This is a genomic window from Pseudomonas laurylsulfatiphila, assembly GCF_002934665.1.
Taxonomy (GTDB): domain Bacteria; phylum Pseudomonadota; class Gammaproteobacteria; order Pseudomonadales; family Pseudomonadaceae; genus Aquipseudomonas; species Aquipseudomonas laurylsulfatiphila.
In genome coordinates this window covers 258,118-273,215 of the sequence record NZ_NIRS01000003.1, presented here as the reverse complement: position 1 = coordinate 273,215, position 15,098 = coordinate 258,118, and the positions used below count along the sequence as shown (strand labels likewise).

Here is a 15,098-nt window from a genome sequence, read left to right as displayed (position 1 = left end):
AAAAAGCCACCTTGCGGTGGCTTTTCTGTTTTCGCTGATCAGTCGTAGATCACTTTCTTTTTCCAGTCCGCGTCAGCTTCGACGTCTTTGAGGCCTTCGGTCAATTGGTTGACCTCGCCTTCGACCGGCGCAATGCGATCCATGACCTGGTCATTGGCGCGGGCCAGGAGTTTTTCCAGGTATTGCAGTTGCTCGGCGTAGACCTGTGGTTCCTGTTGCTTGCGCAGGTATTGCACGCCGCGCTCGAATGCCAGTCGAGCCTGCCCCGGCTGATTCTGTTGCAGGGAGTGCTGGCCGAGGTTGTTAAAGAACTCGATGTGCAGCAGCACCAGGATGTGGCGCACTTCACGAATCCAGCGCTTGGCTTCGTTGGGGGGGAGGAAGCCGTCCTGTGCTGCGCGGGTGATTTGCCCGTGCAGGGCTTCGAGCAGGAAACGTACATCCTTGGCCTTGGCTTCGGTCTGGATCGGTGCCGGCGGATTGTTGACCGGGATCGATTCACCCTGGCCGACAAGGGCCTCCAGTTCGGCGATCCGTGCCTTGAGGTTGGCGCTGGATTTTTCCAGGTTGAGCAGGCGCTGGCAGACGTTCAGTTCCAGGCGGGCCAACAACAGTTTGAGTGCCGGGGTCATCAACTGGCCGGGGAAAGTCTCGGTGATTTCTCCGCAGCGACGCAGACGATCATTGAGTTCAATCTTGGTACGGGCCTTTTCCAGCTTGTTGTTTTCCACCACATGGTTCATGTAGCCAATGGCGATCAACAGGGCGATCCCGGCTACAACTAGCAGGGTGATCATGAGTGGCGTCACCGGTAAGACCTCTTTTTAGGGTACGCATGCGAGTCTAGTGGCTTGGCATTTGAGCGCCTAGGCCCGTATGACGGGATGGATCGGACATGCCTGCGCCTATATCGGCCGCAGCCTCGCTTCTATAAATGGTGGCACGCGATATACAGATTGCCATCACTGGAGGACTATAACGTCTTGGCGGGTGCCAGAATATAGGCGTCAAACACCGGGCAGCGGAAAAACCGCAATGGCGTCTAAAAGCAGGGCGAAGTCATTGATTTAAATAAATTTATATCAGGGGGTTGACGACCTCTCAATCCATCCATAGAATGCGCGCCACTTGCAGCGTAAAGCACACAGCGAAACGAAGCAGGGAGTGAATGTTGTAGTGTGTCCCCTTCGTCTAGTGGCCTAGGACACCGCCCTTTCACGGCGGTAACAGGGGTTCGAGTCCCCTAGGGGACGCCAATGCGGGAATAGCTCAGTTGGTAGAGCACGACCTTGCCAAGGTCGGGGTCGCGAGTTCGAGTCTCGTTTCCCGCTCCAATTTTAAACAGCGTTGCCTTCGGGCAGGGCTGAGTGAAACCAGAACCAAGTCTTCGGATGCGGATCTGGGCACCGAAACACACACCATGTGTTCCGGGCAGCGTGTCCCCTTCGTCTAGTGGCCTAGGACACCGCCCTTTCACGGCGGTAACAGGGGTTCGAGTCCCCTAGGGGACGCCATTTGCGGGAATAGCTCAGTTGGTAGAGCACGACCTTGCCAAGGTCGGGGTCGCGAGTTCGAGTCTCGTTTCCCGCTCCATATTTAACGAAAACGCCGCTCATTGAGCGGCGTTTTTGTTTGTCCCTGATTTATGGTCAAAGCAAAAAAGGCCCGCCAGTCTGACGACTGGGCGGGCCTTTTGCGTTCCGGGCAATGCTTGCATCGATAGAGTCAGGCGCCCCTCACGAACGCCCAGTGCTCAGTCCACGTGATAGTGGACGGACAGCGTGCCTTTTTTCTTCGAAAGGGAGGCGATGGTGACCGCGCCCAAATCCTTCAAGCTGCGTACATGGGTACCACCACAACCGTAGGCGGGCAGTTCACCGAAGCCGATTTCCCGGGCGCCTTCGCGCAGTGAGGTCAGGCGCGGCAGGTCGTGGTCGATCCACTGCCCGATGCCATGCTCGATGACCTGGGCCTCGACGTCCTGCGCTGAATTGCCCGGCTGAAATTGCACACGGCCTTCACCGGGCCAGTGATGCGCCTTGATCGGCATCCAGCCCATGGCCTGGACAAAGTGGCCGATCAAATGACCAGCCGAATGCATGCGCGTGTTGAACCGCCGGCGTTGTTCGTCGACGCGGATTGGCGTCATTCCGGTTTTTACCGGCTGGTCGACAAAATGAATGATTCGCTCGGGATCCTGAACCACGCGCAGTACCTGGCTTTCGCCGATCCAGCCAGTGTCGCAAGGCTGTCCACCGCCTTGGGGGTGGAACAGGGTCGCGCGCAAGACCACGGCAAACTCGTTTTCGTGGGGGGTGCATTCCATGACTTCCACGTTGGCCTTGAGCTCATCACTATGGAAAAAAAGGCGCAGCGTCATATTCCGGGCTCGTATTTGGTAATCAGTTACTATTATAGAAAGCCTGTAAATACGTGATAATCCGGGCAAACATCAAAGGACTGTTGCGTTGTGAGCATAAATCTTCCCCTGCCGCTGCTCGGTGAAATGGCGATTTTCGTCAAGGTTGTCGAGACGGGCAGTTTCTCCGAGGCCGCTCGTCAGTTGGGCTCCTCACCCTCGGCGGTCAGTCGGAGCATTTCGCGCCTGGAGAAGGCGCTCGCCACCCGGTTGCTGCAACGAACCACGCGCAAGTTGCGTCTGAGCGACGGTGGCGAGGAGGTGTTCAAGCGGTGCCAGGAAATGGTCAATGCCGCGCGGTCAGTGATGGAAATCAGTGGTCAGTTCACCGATGAACCCGAGGGGCTGGTGCGTATTAGCGTGCCGAAAGCGGTGGGCCGAATCGTGATTCACCCGCACATGCCGGAGTTCTTGCGGCGTTATCCCAAGGTGGATGTGGAGCTGTTGCTTGAGGACCGCCAGGTCGATTTGATCGACGATCATGTCGACCTGGCGATTCGCATCACCGATCGGCCGCCTGCGGGTCTGGTGGGGCGGCAATTGCTGACCATCGATCATATGCTCTGCGCCACTCCGCAGTATCTGGCCGAGCACGGGACGCCGACTCATCCCCATGACTTGCTCAATCACAGTTGCATTTACCTGGGCGAAACACCCAGCGACGCACGCTGGAAATTCAAGAAAGGCAGCAAGACGGTAACCGTGGGTGTGCGCGGGCGATATGCCGCCAATCACACCGGTGTACGTTATGGCGCGGTGTTGCAGCACATCGGCATTGGCAGCCTGCCGTATTTCACGGCGCGCCATGCCCTGGAGAAGGGGTTGATGGTGCAAGTGCTGCCGGACTGGACCTTTCTGGCGTCCTACCACGGCGGCGCCTGGTTGCTGCATTCGCCAACCCGGTACCTGCCGCCCAAGCTACGGGTGTTGATCGATTACCTGGTGGAGTGTCTGGCGAAGGAGCCGACGCTGGGCAACCCGGGTCGGTCGTATGGTCCGGGCTGGTCGCCATCGGAGTATGAACTGCCGGAGAGTGACGGCTTGTTTTGAAGGTCGAAACAAAGGATCGCAGCCTTCGGCAGCTCCTACAGGTACATCCGACACCTTGTAGGAGCGCTGCGATCTTTTGCAGATCAGTGCTTGCTGTCCTGGTTCGACAAGGCCAGCAGCTGCTTTTCCTGGTTCCAGTCGAAAGGCTCGTCGTTCTGTTCGGCTTCGAAGCGACGCTCTTCCAGGGCCTGGTACAGGTCGATTTCATCATCGGGCATGTAATGCAGGCAGTCACCGGCGAAATACCACAGCAGGTCGCGCGGCACCAGGTGCGCGATTTGCGGATAGCGAGTGATGACCTGGCACAGAATGTCCTGGCCCAGGTACTGGCTTTCGATCGGGTCGACAGGCAGTAACGCCAGCAGCTCGTCGAAGCGCTCAAGGAACAAGGCATGGCTTTCGTCGGGAACCTGCTCGGCCTCACCTACGGCGACCAGGATGCTGCGCAGGTGGTCGAGTAAAACGAGATGATCGGCAACGATGTTGGACACGAGATAAGTCCTCAAGAGCAAAACGGGCGCGGGAGTATAAAGCGCCCGCGCCCGTTTTTACATGTTTGAAGGGATCAGCGGACTTTTCCCCCGGCCAGTGCCAAAGCCTCCTGGTCAAAGTCATCGACATCGATCACCTTGCGCCGGGCCGCTTCGGCTTCACGCAGGGTCTGCGCTTCCACCGGCTGCAACACGCCAGCCTCGAGCGCGGCATCGATCAGCGACTCGCCGGCCAGCGGTTTGACCTGGCCGCTCTTGAGTGCCACATGCAGCTTTTTCTGCAGCGGCTGAGCGGCGCTCAACAGGTTGCAGGCGTGTTGCAAGGCGCCGACCGGATCGTCGCTCGCCTGAGGGCGATAGCAACCCAGGAGCAATTCCTCCAGGGCGGGGTCGCCCTTGGCGCGACCAATCAAGGCAGCGACTTCGGCAGCGAGTTTGTCCGAGGGGCCTTTGTGACGGCGACCGAACGGGAACACGATGACCCGCAACAGGCAGGCCACGACTTTGTTCGGGAAGTTGTTCAACAGCTCATCCATGGCCCGTTCCGCCTGCCCCAGGCTTTCTTCCATGGCCCAGCTCACTAGTGGCGTCATGTACTCCGGTGTGTCGAGATCGTGATAGCGCTTGAGTGCGGCAGAGGCCAGGTAAAGGTTGCTCAGTACGTCACCCAGCCGTGCGGACAGGCGTTCCCGGCGTTTCAGTGCGCCGCCCAGCAACATCATGCTGAGGTCGGCGAGCAGGGCGAAAGCAGCTGCCTGACGATTGAGGGCGCGGAAGTATCCCTGGCTGAGTTTGTCGCCCGGGGTGTGTTCAAGGTGCCCGAAACCGAGATTCAGCACCAGCGTACTGGCGGCGTTGCCCACGGCAAAACCGATGTGCTTGAGCAGCAGGCCATCGAACTCTCTGAGCGCCTGATCCTTGTCTTCATGGCCGGCAAGGGCCATTTCCTTGAGCACGAAGGGATGGCAGCGGATCGCGCCCTGGCCGAAGATCATCAGGTTGCGCGAGAGAATGTTCGCACCTTCCACCGTGATAAAAATCGGCGCGCCGTTCCATTTGCGGCCCAGGTAATTGTTCGGCCCCATGATGATTGCCTTGCCGCCGTGGACATCCATGGCATCGCTGATGCAGTCGCGGCCGCGCTCGGTCAGGTGGTACTTGAGAATCGCCGACAGCACCGACGGTTTCTCGCCCAGGTCGACCGCATTGGCGGTCAGCATGCGGGCGGCATCCATCATCCAGGCGTTGCCGCCAATGCGGGCCATGGCTTCCTGGATGCCCTCGAATGCGGCAATCGGTACATTGAACTGCTCACGAATCTGCGCGTATTGGCCCGTCACCAGGCTGGTGAACTTGGCCATGCCGGTGCCCACCGCCGGCAGGGAAATCGAACGCCCCACCGACAGGCAATTCATCAGCATCATCCAGCCCTTGCCGAGCATTTCCTGGCCGCCAATGAGGAACTCCAGCGGGACGAACACGTCCTTGCCCGAGTTCGGGCCATTCATGAACGCGGCACCCAACGGCAGATGCCGGCGGCCGATCTCGACACCGGCGGTGTCGGTCGGAATCAGCGCCAGGCTGATGCCCAGGTCTTCCTTGTCGCCCAGCAGGTGATCCGGGTCATAGGCCTTAAAAGCCAGGCCGAGGAGGGTAGCCACCGGGCCGAGGGTGATGTAACGCTTTTCCCAGTTCAGGCGCAGGCCGAGAACCTCCTGGCCTTCCCATTCACCTTTGCAGATTACCCCGGAGTCCGGCATGCCGCCCGCGTCGGAGCCGGCCAGCGGACCGGTAAGGGCAAAGCACGGGATGTCGTCGCCGCGTGCCAGGCGTGGCAGGTAATGATTGCGTTGTTCGTCGGTGCCGTAGTGCAGCAACAATTCGGCCGGGCCGAGGGAGTTGGGGACCATCACGGTGGAGGCGAGGTCGCCGCTGTGGCTCGCCAGTTTCATCGCCACTTGCGAGTGGGCATAGGCAGAGAAGCCTTTGCCGCCAAACTCCTTGGGGATGATCAGGGCGAAAAAACCGTTGTCCTTGATGAACGCCCAGGCTTCGGGCGGCAGGTCCATGGTTTGACCGAGCTGCCATTCATTGACCATGGCGCAGAGCGTTTCGGTCGGCCCGTCGATGAAAGCCTGTTCTTCTTCGTTCAATTGCGCTTTGGGATAGGACAGCAGTTTGCTCCAGTCCGGACGGCCACTGAACAGCTCTCCGTCCCACCACACCGTACCGGCGTCGATGGCATCGCGTTCGGTTTGCGACATCGGCGGCAGGGTTTTCTGGAACCAGATGAACATCGGCGCGCTGAACAATTTGCGACGCAGGTCGGGCAGCAGCAAGGGCGCGGCGACGGCAGCGATCAATACCCAGAAAACCAGCAGCAACCAGCCCGGTGCGCGGCTGAAAGCGCCCATGGCCACGACATAGGCGGCCACGATGACCAGGGCGGGCAGCGGGGCGATGCGACGGTGGGCCAGAAAAGCAATACCGACCAGCAGAACCAGTATCCACAACAGCAGCATATTTATTCCTCCGTGAAACCAGGGCGAACCAGCCCTCAGAGCTTAGACGGCATCCGCAAAACAGGTGGGTGGTCACCCAGGTTGATTTTCGTGTGCCAGATGGGCCGCACGCGTGGGAAAAACCTTCATTGAACGAGCGGCAAAGCGCCCATATTTGGCCGAAACGTCGTTATCTCTGTGCTGAAGCTCTCGCTAGACTCGGGGCTTCCCCAGGAGATTATTCTCATGCACGAGTACCTGAGTCCCGGCCGCTTCATCGATAGTGACCATCCGTCCGTGGTGGAGTTCGCCGAAAAACACCGTGGTGCCAGTCGCGATCCGCTTGAGCAGGCGATCAGTCTTTATTACGCCGTGCGCGAAGCGGTGCGCTACAACCCGTACACCTTCAGTCGCGATCCGCAGACCCTGCGCGGCAGTCATGCATTGGCGACCGGGGAGAGTTACTGCGTGCCCAAGGCCACGTTGCTGGCAGGTTGCGCGCGGCATTGCGGGATTCCCGCGCGGATCGGCCTGGCGGATGTGCGCAATCATTTGTCGACGCCTCGGCTGCTTGAATTGCTCAAGAGCGACATGTTCGCCATGCACGGCTACACCGAGTTTTACTTGCAGGGTCGCTGGATCAAGGCGACGCCGGCGTTCAACCGCAAACTTTGCGAGCTGTTCAATGTGGCGCCGCTGGAATTCGACGGGATCAACGACAGCGTTTTTCATCCCTTCAACCGCGATGGTGCGAAGCTGATGGAGTACCTCGTCGATCACGGCCAGTTCGCCGACGTCCCTGAAGCGTTCTTTTTCGAACACCTGGAAAAATGCTATCCGCATCTGTTCGGTGAGCAACTGCAACCGCTGTTGGGTGACATGCAGAGCGATTTGAGTCGCACCTGATCCGGCGTATGCTGCCTGCCCACTTACCAAAAAAGAGGCGGTCATGCTGAAGATCTGGGGTCGGAAAAACTCGTCGAATGTGAGAAAGCCATTGTGGGCCGCCGAAGAACTGGGCCTGGCCTACGAGGCTATCGATGCCGGTGGCGCCTTTGGTGTCGTCGATACACCCGAGTACCGCGCGATGAACCCCAACGGTCGGGTGCCGGTGATCGAGGACGATGGTTTCGTGTTGTGGGAATCCAACGCCATCGTGCGTTACCTGATGGCCCGCCACGCCGCCGACACGGCCTGGTACCCCGCGGATCTGCAAGCCCGTGCCAGCGCCGACAAATGGATGGACTGGACCACCTCAAGCTTTGCCGGCCCGTTCCGTACCGTGTTCTGGGGCGTGCTGCGTACCCCGGCAGACCAGCAGGACTGGCCCGCCATCAAGGCGGCGATCAAGGAGTGCGACACGCTGCTGGCGATGGCCGACCAGGCGTTGGCGAACACGCCTTACCTGTCCGGAGACGAGATCGGCATGGGTGATATTCCCCTGGGCAGTTTCATTTATGCCTGGTTCGAGATGCCGATCGAGCGTGCACCACAACCGCATCTGCAGGCCTGGTACGCGCGGCTGAAACAGCGTCCGGCGTATCAAAAGGCGGTCATGACCGCGTTGACTTAATACTCACTATCGACACGCTTGACTGTACTTGTGTGGCGGTGACAAGCACCATTGTGCCAAGTTGTTGCGGTTGTATTGTTCGCCGCCGCCCATACTTATCCCTTTCTTCCCTTCTTGGTGCGTAAATCAGATATGAGTTCCGCTCTGTCCATCCGGCAGCTAACCAAAACCTACGGCAACGGTTTCCAGGCCCTGAGTGGTATCGATCTGGAAGTCGCCGAAGGTGACTTTTTCGCCTTGCTCGGCCCCAACGGCGCCGGCAAATCCACGACCATCGGCATTCTCTCGACCCTGGTGAACAAGACCAGCGGTACGGTGAATATCTTCGGTCACGACCTGGACAAAAATCCTGCGCAGCTCAAGCGCTCCATCGGCGTGGTGCCTCAGGAATTCAACTTCAACCAGTTCGAAAAGACCTTCGACATCGTCGTGACCCAGGCCGGCTACTACGGCATCCCGGCGAAAATCGCCAAGGAACGCGCCGAACAGTACCTGACCCAGCTGGGCCTTTGGGACAAGAAGGACGTGCCGTCGCGTTCACTGTCCGGTGGCATGAAGCGTCGCCTGATGATCGCCCGCGCGCTGGTTCATGAACCGCGCCTGCTGATCCTCGACGAACCGACGGCCGGGGTGGACATCGAGCTGCGTCGCTCGATGTGGAGCTTCCTCACCGAGCTGAACCAGAAAGGCATCACCATCATCCTCACCACCCATTACCTGGAAGAGGCTGAGCAGTTGTGCCGCAACATCGGCATCATCGACCACGGCACCATCGTCGAGAACACCAGCATGCGTCAGTTGCTCAGCCAACTGCATGTCGAAACCTTTCTGCTGGACCTCAAGGGCGACCTGCCCGCCGCGCCTCAGTTGCTCGGCTACCCGTCCCGGCTGATCGACAGCCACACCCTGGAAGTCCAGGTGGAAAAGTCCATGGGCATCACCGCGCTGTTCACCCAGCTGGCGCAGCAGAACATCGAAGTGCTGAGCCTGCGTAACAAAACCAATCGCCTCGAGGAGTTGTTCGTGTCCCTGGTGGAGAAAAATCTGTCGAAGGTGGCGGTATGAGTTCCGAGTTGCGCCCCAACCTCATTGCCCTCAACACCATCGTTTACCGTGAAGTCCGGCGTTTCACCCGGATCTGGCCGCAGACCCTGCTGCCGCCGGCCATCACCATGGTCCTGTACTTCGTGATCTTCGGTAACCTGATCGGCCGGCAAATCGGCGACATGGGTGGCTTCACCTACATGGAGTACATCGTGCCGGGGCTGATCATGATGTCGGTGATCACCAACTCCTACGGCAACGTGGTGTCGAGTTTCTTCGGCAGCAAATTCCAGCGTTCCATCGAAGAGCTGATGGTCTCGCCGCTGTCGCCGCACACCATCCTGATCGGCTACACCCTGGGCGGCGTGCTGCGTGGGTTGATGGTGGGGATCATCGTGACCCTGCTGTCGCTGTTCTTCACCCATTTGCAGGTGCATCACCTGGGTGTGACCATTCTGGTGGTGGTGCTGACGGCGACCATCTTCTCGCTGCTGGGCTTTATCAACGCCGTGTTTGCGCGCAACTTCGATGATATTTCGATCATTCCGACTTTCGTGCTGACGCCACTGACCTACCTGGGCGGGGTCTTCTACTCGATCACCTTGCTGCCGCCGTTCTGGCAGACCGTATCGCTGGCCAACCCGGTGCTGCACATGGTCAACGCATTCCGTTACGGCATTCTTGGTGTATCGGATATCCGCATCAGTGTGGCCATCGCTTTCATGCTGGTGGCGACCGTAGTGCTGTATATCGGTTGTGCACGGTTGCTGGTCAGCGGTCGCGGGATGCGTACCTGAGGGATACCGCGTCGTCTGTATCGCGGGCAAGCCCGCTCCCACACTGGATCTATGTAGCACTGAAAATCCCAGTGGGAGCGGGCTTGCTCCGGGCGGCGTTCCGACGATGGCGTCAGTCCAGGCACCGCATAAAAAACGGCCTCCCACAGTGGAGGCCGTTTTGCATTTTCACATTCGGCTCTTCTTGCGCCGCTTCCATTGCCTGGCCACCCACCAGCGCCAATACGTCATCACCATGAAGTAGGACAGCGCACCGAGTGCCAGCCCCGTCACCACCGAACCCAACAGAAACGGTTGCCACAAGGTCGAGATTTCGCCCCTGATCCATTCCCAGGTCAGTGAGTCCGGCAACTGCCGGGCGGGGACGTCCATCAGCCAGGCGCCGGTCTGGTAGGTGCAAAAGAACACGGCAGGCATGGTGATCGGGTTGGTCAGCCAGACCAGGCTCACGGCGATCGGCATGTTGCCGCGCACGATAATGGCGAGGATGGCCGCCAGGAGCATTTGCAACGGGATTGGCAGGAACGCCGCGAACAAACCCACGGCCATGGCGCGGGCCACGGAGTGGCGATTGAGGTGCCACAGGTTCGGGTCATGCAGCAGCGTGCCGAGAAAGCGTAAGGACTTGTGTTCCCTGATGCTCATCGGGTCTGGCATGTAACGTTTGAATAAGCGCCGGGGCATAAGGCTTCTCGGTCGGTCAGGGTGGCAAGTATGTCTGGATTCTATGAACTGCCCATTCAGACTTTGTGACAATTGATAACGGCGTCCGCGCGACGGACGGGCTAAGCCTTGGAGGGGACTCTCAAGGACGGGCTTATGCGCACAGGGATGATGGCGTTGGCGCTGGGTCTGCTGACTTTGCGTTTTTTACCGGCGTTGCCGCCGGTCTGGTTGTGGCTGGCGATGCCGGTGGCGGGTTTGATGTTGTTGCCATTCAGGACGTATCCGGTGGCGTTTTACCTGTTCGGTTTGAGTTGGGCCTGCGCGAATGCGCAGTGGGCGCTGGATGACCGGTTGCCGCCGGCGCTGGACGGAGAAACCCGCTGGGTCGAAGGACGGGTCACTGGCTTGCCCCGGCATGACGACGGTGTCGTGCGTTTCGAATTGACCGACATCCAGTCCCGGCGTACCCGGCTGCCGCGGCAAATGCGCCTGTCCTGGTACGGCGGGCCGCCGGTGAACAGTGGTGAGCGCTGGCGTCTGGCAGTCAAATTGAAGCGCCCGGTCGGACTCCTCAATCCGCAGGCGTTCGATTACCAGGCCTGGTTGCTGGCACAACACATCGGGGCGACCGGGACGGTCAAGCAGGGCGATCGCCTTGCGCCAGCCCAATGGGCCTGGCGCGATGGCATCCGCCAGCGTTTGCAAGCGGTGGATGCGCAGGGGCGAGGCGGCGCGTTGACGGCGTTGGTGCTCGGGGACGGTGCCGGGCTGAGTCGCGAAGACTGGCAGGTATTGCAGGACACCGGCACGGTGCATCTGTTGGTGATTTCCGGGCAACACATCGGCTTGCTGGCGGGCGTCGTGTATCTGCTGATTGCCGGCCTGGCCCGCCTTGGGTTATGGCCGAACTGGCTGCCATGGTTGCCTTGGGCGTGTAGCCTGGCATTCGCCGCGGCGCTCGGTTACGGGATGCTGGCCGGATTCGGGGTGCCGGTGCGACGAGCCTGCCTGATGCTTGGCCTGGTGTTGTTGTGGCGTCTGCGGTTTCGTCATCTCGGTGCATGGTGGCCTCTATTGCTGGCACTCTGCGGCATTTTGCTGCTGGAGCCGCTGGCGAGTCTCCAACCTGGTTTCTGGCTGTCTTTCGCGGCCGTGGCCGTCTTGATATTGACCTTCGGCGGCCGGTTGGGCCCCTGGCGATGGTGGCAAACCTGGACCCGTGCCCAGTGGCTGATTGCAATCGGACTGTGCCCGTTACTGTTGATATTGGGATTGCCGATCAGCCTAAGCGGTCCGGCAGCCAATTTGCTGGCGGTGCCGTGGATCAGTCTGCTGGTGTTGCCACCGGCCTTGCTCGGGACATTGCTGTTGCCGGTGCCCTACGTGGGCGAGGGCGTGTTGTGGCTGGCGGGCGGTTTGATCGGTGGGTTGTTCCGGGTCCTGGCGGTGTTGGCCGAGGTGCTACCTGCGTGGGTGCCGGAAGCGATTCCTTTGGGGGTATGGAGCCTCGGCGCGCTGGGCGCTTTTCTACTGCTGTTGCCGCGTGGCGTTCCGCTGCGCCCGTTGGGTTGGCCTCTGCTGCTGTTGCTGGTATTCCCGCCCCGGTCAATGGTGCCGGAAGGCATCGCTGAAGTCTGGCAGCTGGACGTGGGGCAGGGGTTGGCTATTCTGGTGCGCACCCGGCATCACACCTTGCTGTATGACGCCGGACCGCGATTCGGTGAGCTCGACCAGGGGGAGCGGGTAGTGCTGCCGGCATTGCGCAAACTGGGGGTGAAGGGCCTGGACCTGATGCTGATCAGTCACGCACATGCCGATCATGCCGGCGGTGCCGGGGCGATTGCCCAGGGCTTGCCGGTGAAACAGGTGGTCAGTGGTGAACCGTCAGACTTGCCTGTGGAGTTGCAGGCCGGGCGTTGTGAGAGTGGCCGACAATGGACCTGGGATGAAGTCGATTTCCAGCTTTGGCACTGGCCATCGGCCAGCGACAGCAACCAGAACTCCTGTGTCTTGCTGATCGAGGCCAATGGCGAACGGTTGCTGTTGAGTGGTGACATCGATGCCGCCGCCGAAAGAGCCCTGCTGGACAGTCCATTGGCCCTGCCCACCGATTGGCTGCAGGCGCCACACCACGGCAGTCGCAGTTCGTCGTCAAACGCCCTGCTGGATGTCCTGCAACCTAAAGGGGCGCTGATCTCCCGCGGCCAGGGCAATTCGTTTGGCCATCCGCATCCCACGGTCATCGCGCGTTATCAAAAACGCGGGATGGCGATCTACGACAGCGTCGAACAGGGTGCCATTCGTCTGCAACTGGGGCGCTTCGAGCCGCCGTGGTCGATGCGCCAGGAACGGCGTTTCTGGCGCGATCCGCCGGCCCCGAACCCATAACCGAGCGTTATCAAAGCCCGACCGGTTGCGACATCACGGTCTTCGGTGCGCCCACCCCCTATGTTAGAGTGGCGCACTTTTTCGAGGGGACTGTCACTGTGTGGGAATTGGTCAAATCCGGCGGCTGGATGATGCTGCCGATCATTCTGAGCTCCATCGTGGCCATGGCCATCGTCGCCGAACGTCTCTGGACACTGCGCGCCAGCCGCGTGACCCCGGAGCACTTGCTCGGGCAGGTCTGGGTCTGGATCAAGGACAAACAGCTCAATAAGGAAAAACTCAAGGAACTGCGCGCCAACTCCCCGTTGGGCGAGATCCTGGCGGCCGGCCTGGCCAACTCAAAACATGGTCGCGAGATCATGAAGGAGTGTATCGAAGAGGCCGCAGCCCGGGTGATCCACGAGCTGGAGCGCTACATCAACGCTCTGGGCACCATCGCCGCCATGGCGCCGTTGCTGGGTCTGCTGGGTACTGTGTTGGGCATGATCGATATCTTCAGTTCGTTCATGGGCACGGGCATGATGACCAACGCCGCCGTGCTGGCCGGCGGTATTTCCAAAGCCTTGATTACCACGGCTTCGGGGTTGATCGTCGGTATCCCGGCGGTGTTCTTTCACCGGTTTCTGCAACGGCGCATCGATGAACTCGTCGTGGGCATGGAACAGGAGGCGATCAAGCTGGTTGAAGTGGTGCAGGGCGACCGTGACGTTGATCTGGCCGAGGGCAAAGCGTGAAATTCCGCCGCAAGCAACGGGAGAACGTGGACATCAACCTCGTGTCGCTGATCGACGTGGTGTTTGTCCTGCTGCTGTTTTTCGTCGTGACTACCACCTTTACCCGTGAGACCCAGCTGCGCGTCGATCTGCCGGAAGCCGTCAGCGGCGCGCCGGCCGATGATCAGAGCAAGCCGCTGGACATCGCCATCAGCGCCGACGGCGTGTTCTCGGTGAACAACCAGATCCTGCCGAAAAGCGACCTGGCCTCGCTGATGGACGCGCTGCAAAAAGAAGCCAACGGCGACACCAACCGGCCGCTGTCCATCAGTGCTGACGGCAAGACTCAGCATCAGTCCGTGGTGACGGCCATGGATGCCGCCGGCAAACTCGGCTTCAGTCACTTGCGCATGACCACCATCGAGGCGGCGCCTCCCGCGCCCTGATGGCCATGTCCGATCGATTGCTCGCCGCGTGGTACGCAGGTCATCCGGCCCTGAAGCTGTTGCAGCCACTGGAATGGCTGTACCGCCGCGTGGTCATGAACAAGCGCAAGCGCTTTCTGGCGGGTGAGGGCGAGATCTATCAGCCGCCGGTGCCGTTGATCGTGGTTGGCAACATCACCGTTGGCGGTACCGGCAAAACGCCGCTGATTCTGTGGATGATCCAGCATTGTCAGCGCAGCGGCCTGCGGGTCGGCGTGGTCAGCCGCGGCTATGGCGCCAAACCGCCGCAGTTGCCGTGGCGGGTCGAGGCCGAGCAGAGCGCCGACGTCGCCGGTGACGAGCCGCTGCTGATTGTCCAGCGCACGGGCGTACCGCTGATGATCGACCCCAATCGCAGCAACGCCGTCAAAGCCTTGCTGGCCAGTGAGCCGCTGGACCTGATCCTGTCGGACGACGGCATGCAGCACTACCGCATGGCTCGCGACCTCGAGCTGGTGCTGATCGACGCCGCCCGCGGCCTGGGCAACCGCCGTTGCCTGCCCGCCGGGCCGTTGCGCGAACCGGTCGAGCGCCTGCAAAGCGTCGACGCGGTCCTCTACAACGGTGCCGCATCCGACCGCGACGATGGCTTTGCCTTTCAATTGCAACCCACCGCGCTGGTCAATCTGCGCAGCGGCGAACGCCGTCCCCTCGATCATTTTCCCGCCGGCCAGGCCCTGCACGCGGTGGCCGGTATCGGCAATCCGCAACGTTTCTTCAAGACCCTCGAAACGCTACACTGGCAGCCTGTTCCACATGCGTTTGCCGACCACGCCGAATACAGCGTGCAGGCTTTGAATTTCACGCCGTCATTGCCGTTGGTGATGACGGAAAAAGACGCGGTGAAATGCCGTGCCTTTGCCGCCGCCGATTGGTGGTATCTGGCGGTCGATGCCGTGCCGTCGCCGGCCTTCGTGGCCTGGTTCGACACACAGTTGATGCGCCTGCTGCCGGATCGTTTGTTGCCTTAA

14 protein-coding genes and 4 tRNA genes are annotated in these 15,098 nt (G+C 60.4%); 13 read left to right on the top strand and 5 right to left on the bottom strand.

Going from position 1 to position 15,098, the window contains the following annotated elements:
* Window positions 1–38 precede the first annotated feature (38 nt).
* Window positions 39–797: a hypothetical protein gene (locus CD175_RS11705; protein ID WP_205886331.1), complete on the bottom strand. Its 759-nt coding sequence runs from the start codon at window positions 795–797 to the stop codon at window positions 39–41.
* Window positions 798–1,180: 383 nt separating this feature from the next.
* On the opposite strand from CD175_RS11705, the gene CD175_RS11700 reads away from it, so the two are divergent.
* From CD175_RS11700 to CD175_RS11685, 4 genes are all read left to right on the top strand, one after another.
* Window positions 1,181–1,256: transfer RNA gene (locus CD175_RS11700), tRNA-Glu, on the top strand.
* 2 nt (window positions 1,257–1,258) lie between these two features.
* Window positions 1,259–1,334, top strand: a tRNA-Gly gene (locus CD175_RS11695).
* 104 nt (window positions 1,335–1,438) lie between these two features.
* Window positions 1,439–1,514 (top strand) — tRNA-Glu (locus CD175_RS11690).
* Between the two features lie 3 nt (window positions 1,515–1,517).
* Window positions 1,518–1,593, top strand: a tRNA-Gly gene (locus CD175_RS11685).
* A gap of 160 nt (window positions 1,594–1,753) precedes the next feature.
* On the opposite strand, the gene CD175_RS11680 is transcribed toward CD175_RS11685, so the two are convergent.
* Window positions 1,754–2,380, bottom strand: coding sequence for an alanyl-tRNA editing protein (locus CD175_RS11680; RefSeq protein WP_104449031.1), 627 nt, complete (start codon window positions 2,378–2,380; stop codon window positions 1,754–1,756).
* Window positions 2,381–2,470: 90 nt separating this feature from the next.
* Between CD175_RS11680 and CD175_RS11675 the strand changes: the two genes are divergently transcribed.
* Entirely contained in the window at window positions 2,471–3,469 is a 999-nt protein-coding gene (locus tag CD175_RS11675; protein ID WP_104449030.1) for a LysR family transcriptional regulator, read from the top strand.
* An 83-nt stretch (window positions 3,470–3,552) separates the two neighbouring features.
* On the opposite strand, the gene CD175_RS11670 is transcribed toward CD175_RS11675, so the two are convergent.
* Window positions 3,553–3,960 carry a PA2817 family protein gene (locus CD175_RS11670; protein WP_007972361.1) on the bottom strand — a complete coding sequence of 136 codons (408 nt, stop codon included), beginning with the start codon at window positions 3,958–3,960 and terminating at the stop codon, window positions 3,553–3,555.
* A gap of 74 nt (window positions 3,961–4,034) precedes the next feature.
* Window positions 4,035–6,482: an acyl-CoA dehydrogenase gene (locus CD175_RS11665; protein ID WP_104449029.1), complete on the bottom strand. Its 2,448-nt coding sequence runs from the start codon at window positions 6,480–6,482 to the stop codon at window positions 4,035–4,037.
* Between the two features lie 225 nt (window positions 6,483–6,707).
* Between CD175_RS11665 and CD175_RS11660 the strand changes: the two genes are divergently transcribed.
* From CD175_RS11660 to CD175_RS11645, 4 genes are all read left to right on the top strand, one after another.
* Window positions 6,708–7,367 (top strand): transglutaminase-like domain-containing protein, encoded by a 660-nt coding sequence (locus CD175_RS11660; RefSeq protein ID WP_104449028.1) that lies wholly within the window; start codon window positions 6,708–6,710, stop codon window positions 7,365–7,367.
* Window positions 7,368–7,410: 43 nt separating this feature from the next.
* Entirely contained in the window at window positions 7,411–8,034 is a 624-nt protein-coding gene (locus CD175_RS11655; RefSeq protein ID WP_104449027.1) for a glutathione S-transferase family protein, read from the top strand.
* A gap of 132 nt (window positions 8,035–8,166) precedes the next feature.
* Window positions 8,167–9,099, top strand: a complete 933-nt coding sequence (locus tag CD175_RS11650; RefSeq protein WP_104449026.1) for an ABC transporter ATP-binding protein — start codon at window positions 8,167–8,169, stop codon at window positions 9,097–9,099.
* Window positions 9,096–9,875 (top strand): ABC transporter permease, encoded by a 780-nt coding sequence (locus tag CD175_RS11645; protein ID WP_007972352.1) that lies wholly within the window; start codon window positions 9,096–9,098, stop codon window positions 9,873–9,875. Before CD175_RS11650 ends, CD175_RS11645 begins: the two co-directional genes overlap by 4 nt.
* Before the next feature lie 168 nt (window positions 9,876–10,043).
* On the opposite strand, the gene CD175_RS11640 is transcribed toward CD175_RS11645, so the two are convergent.
* Window positions 10,044–10,559 carry a DUF2062 domain-containing protein gene (locus CD175_RS11640; RefSeq protein ID WP_104449025.1) on the bottom strand — a complete coding sequence of 172 codons (516 nt, stop codon included), beginning with the start codon at window positions 10,557–10,559 and terminating at the stop codon, window positions 10,044–10,046.
* A gap of 135 nt (window positions 10,560–10,694) precedes the next feature.
* Here CD175_RS11640 and CD175_RS11635 point away from each other — a divergent pair, with 135 nt between their 5' ends.
* From CD175_RS11635 to lpxK, 4 genes are all read left to right on the top strand, one after another.
* Window positions 10,695–12,929: a DNA internalization-related competence protein ComEC/Rec2 gene (locus CD175_RS11635; RefSeq protein ID WP_104449024.1), complete on the top strand. Its 2,235-nt coding sequence runs from the start codon at window positions 10,695–10,697 to the stop codon at window positions 12,927–12,929.
* 98 nt (window positions 12,930–13,027) lie between these two features.
* The gene (locus CD175_RS11630) at window positions 13,028–13,663 is read left to right on the top strand and encodes a flagellar polar localization protein PocA (RefSeq protein WP_032829396.1); all 636 of its coding nucleotides are present in this window, start codon (window positions 13,028–13,030) and stop codon (window positions 13,661–13,663) included.
* Window positions 13,660–14,088: a flagellar polar localization protein PocB gene (locus tag CD175_RS11625; RefSeq protein WP_104449023.1), complete on the top strand. Its 429-nt coding sequence runs from the start codon at window positions 13,660–13,662 to the stop codon at window positions 14,086–14,088. Before CD175_RS11630 ends, CD175_RS11625 begins: the two co-directional genes overlap by 4 nt.
* Entirely contained in the window at window positions 14,088–15,098 is a 1,011-nt protein-coding gene (gene lpxK / locus CD175_RS11620; RefSeq protein ID WP_104449022.1) for a tetraacyldisaccharide 4'-kinase, read from the top strand. Before CD175_RS11625 ends, lpxK begins: the two co-directional genes overlap by 1 nt.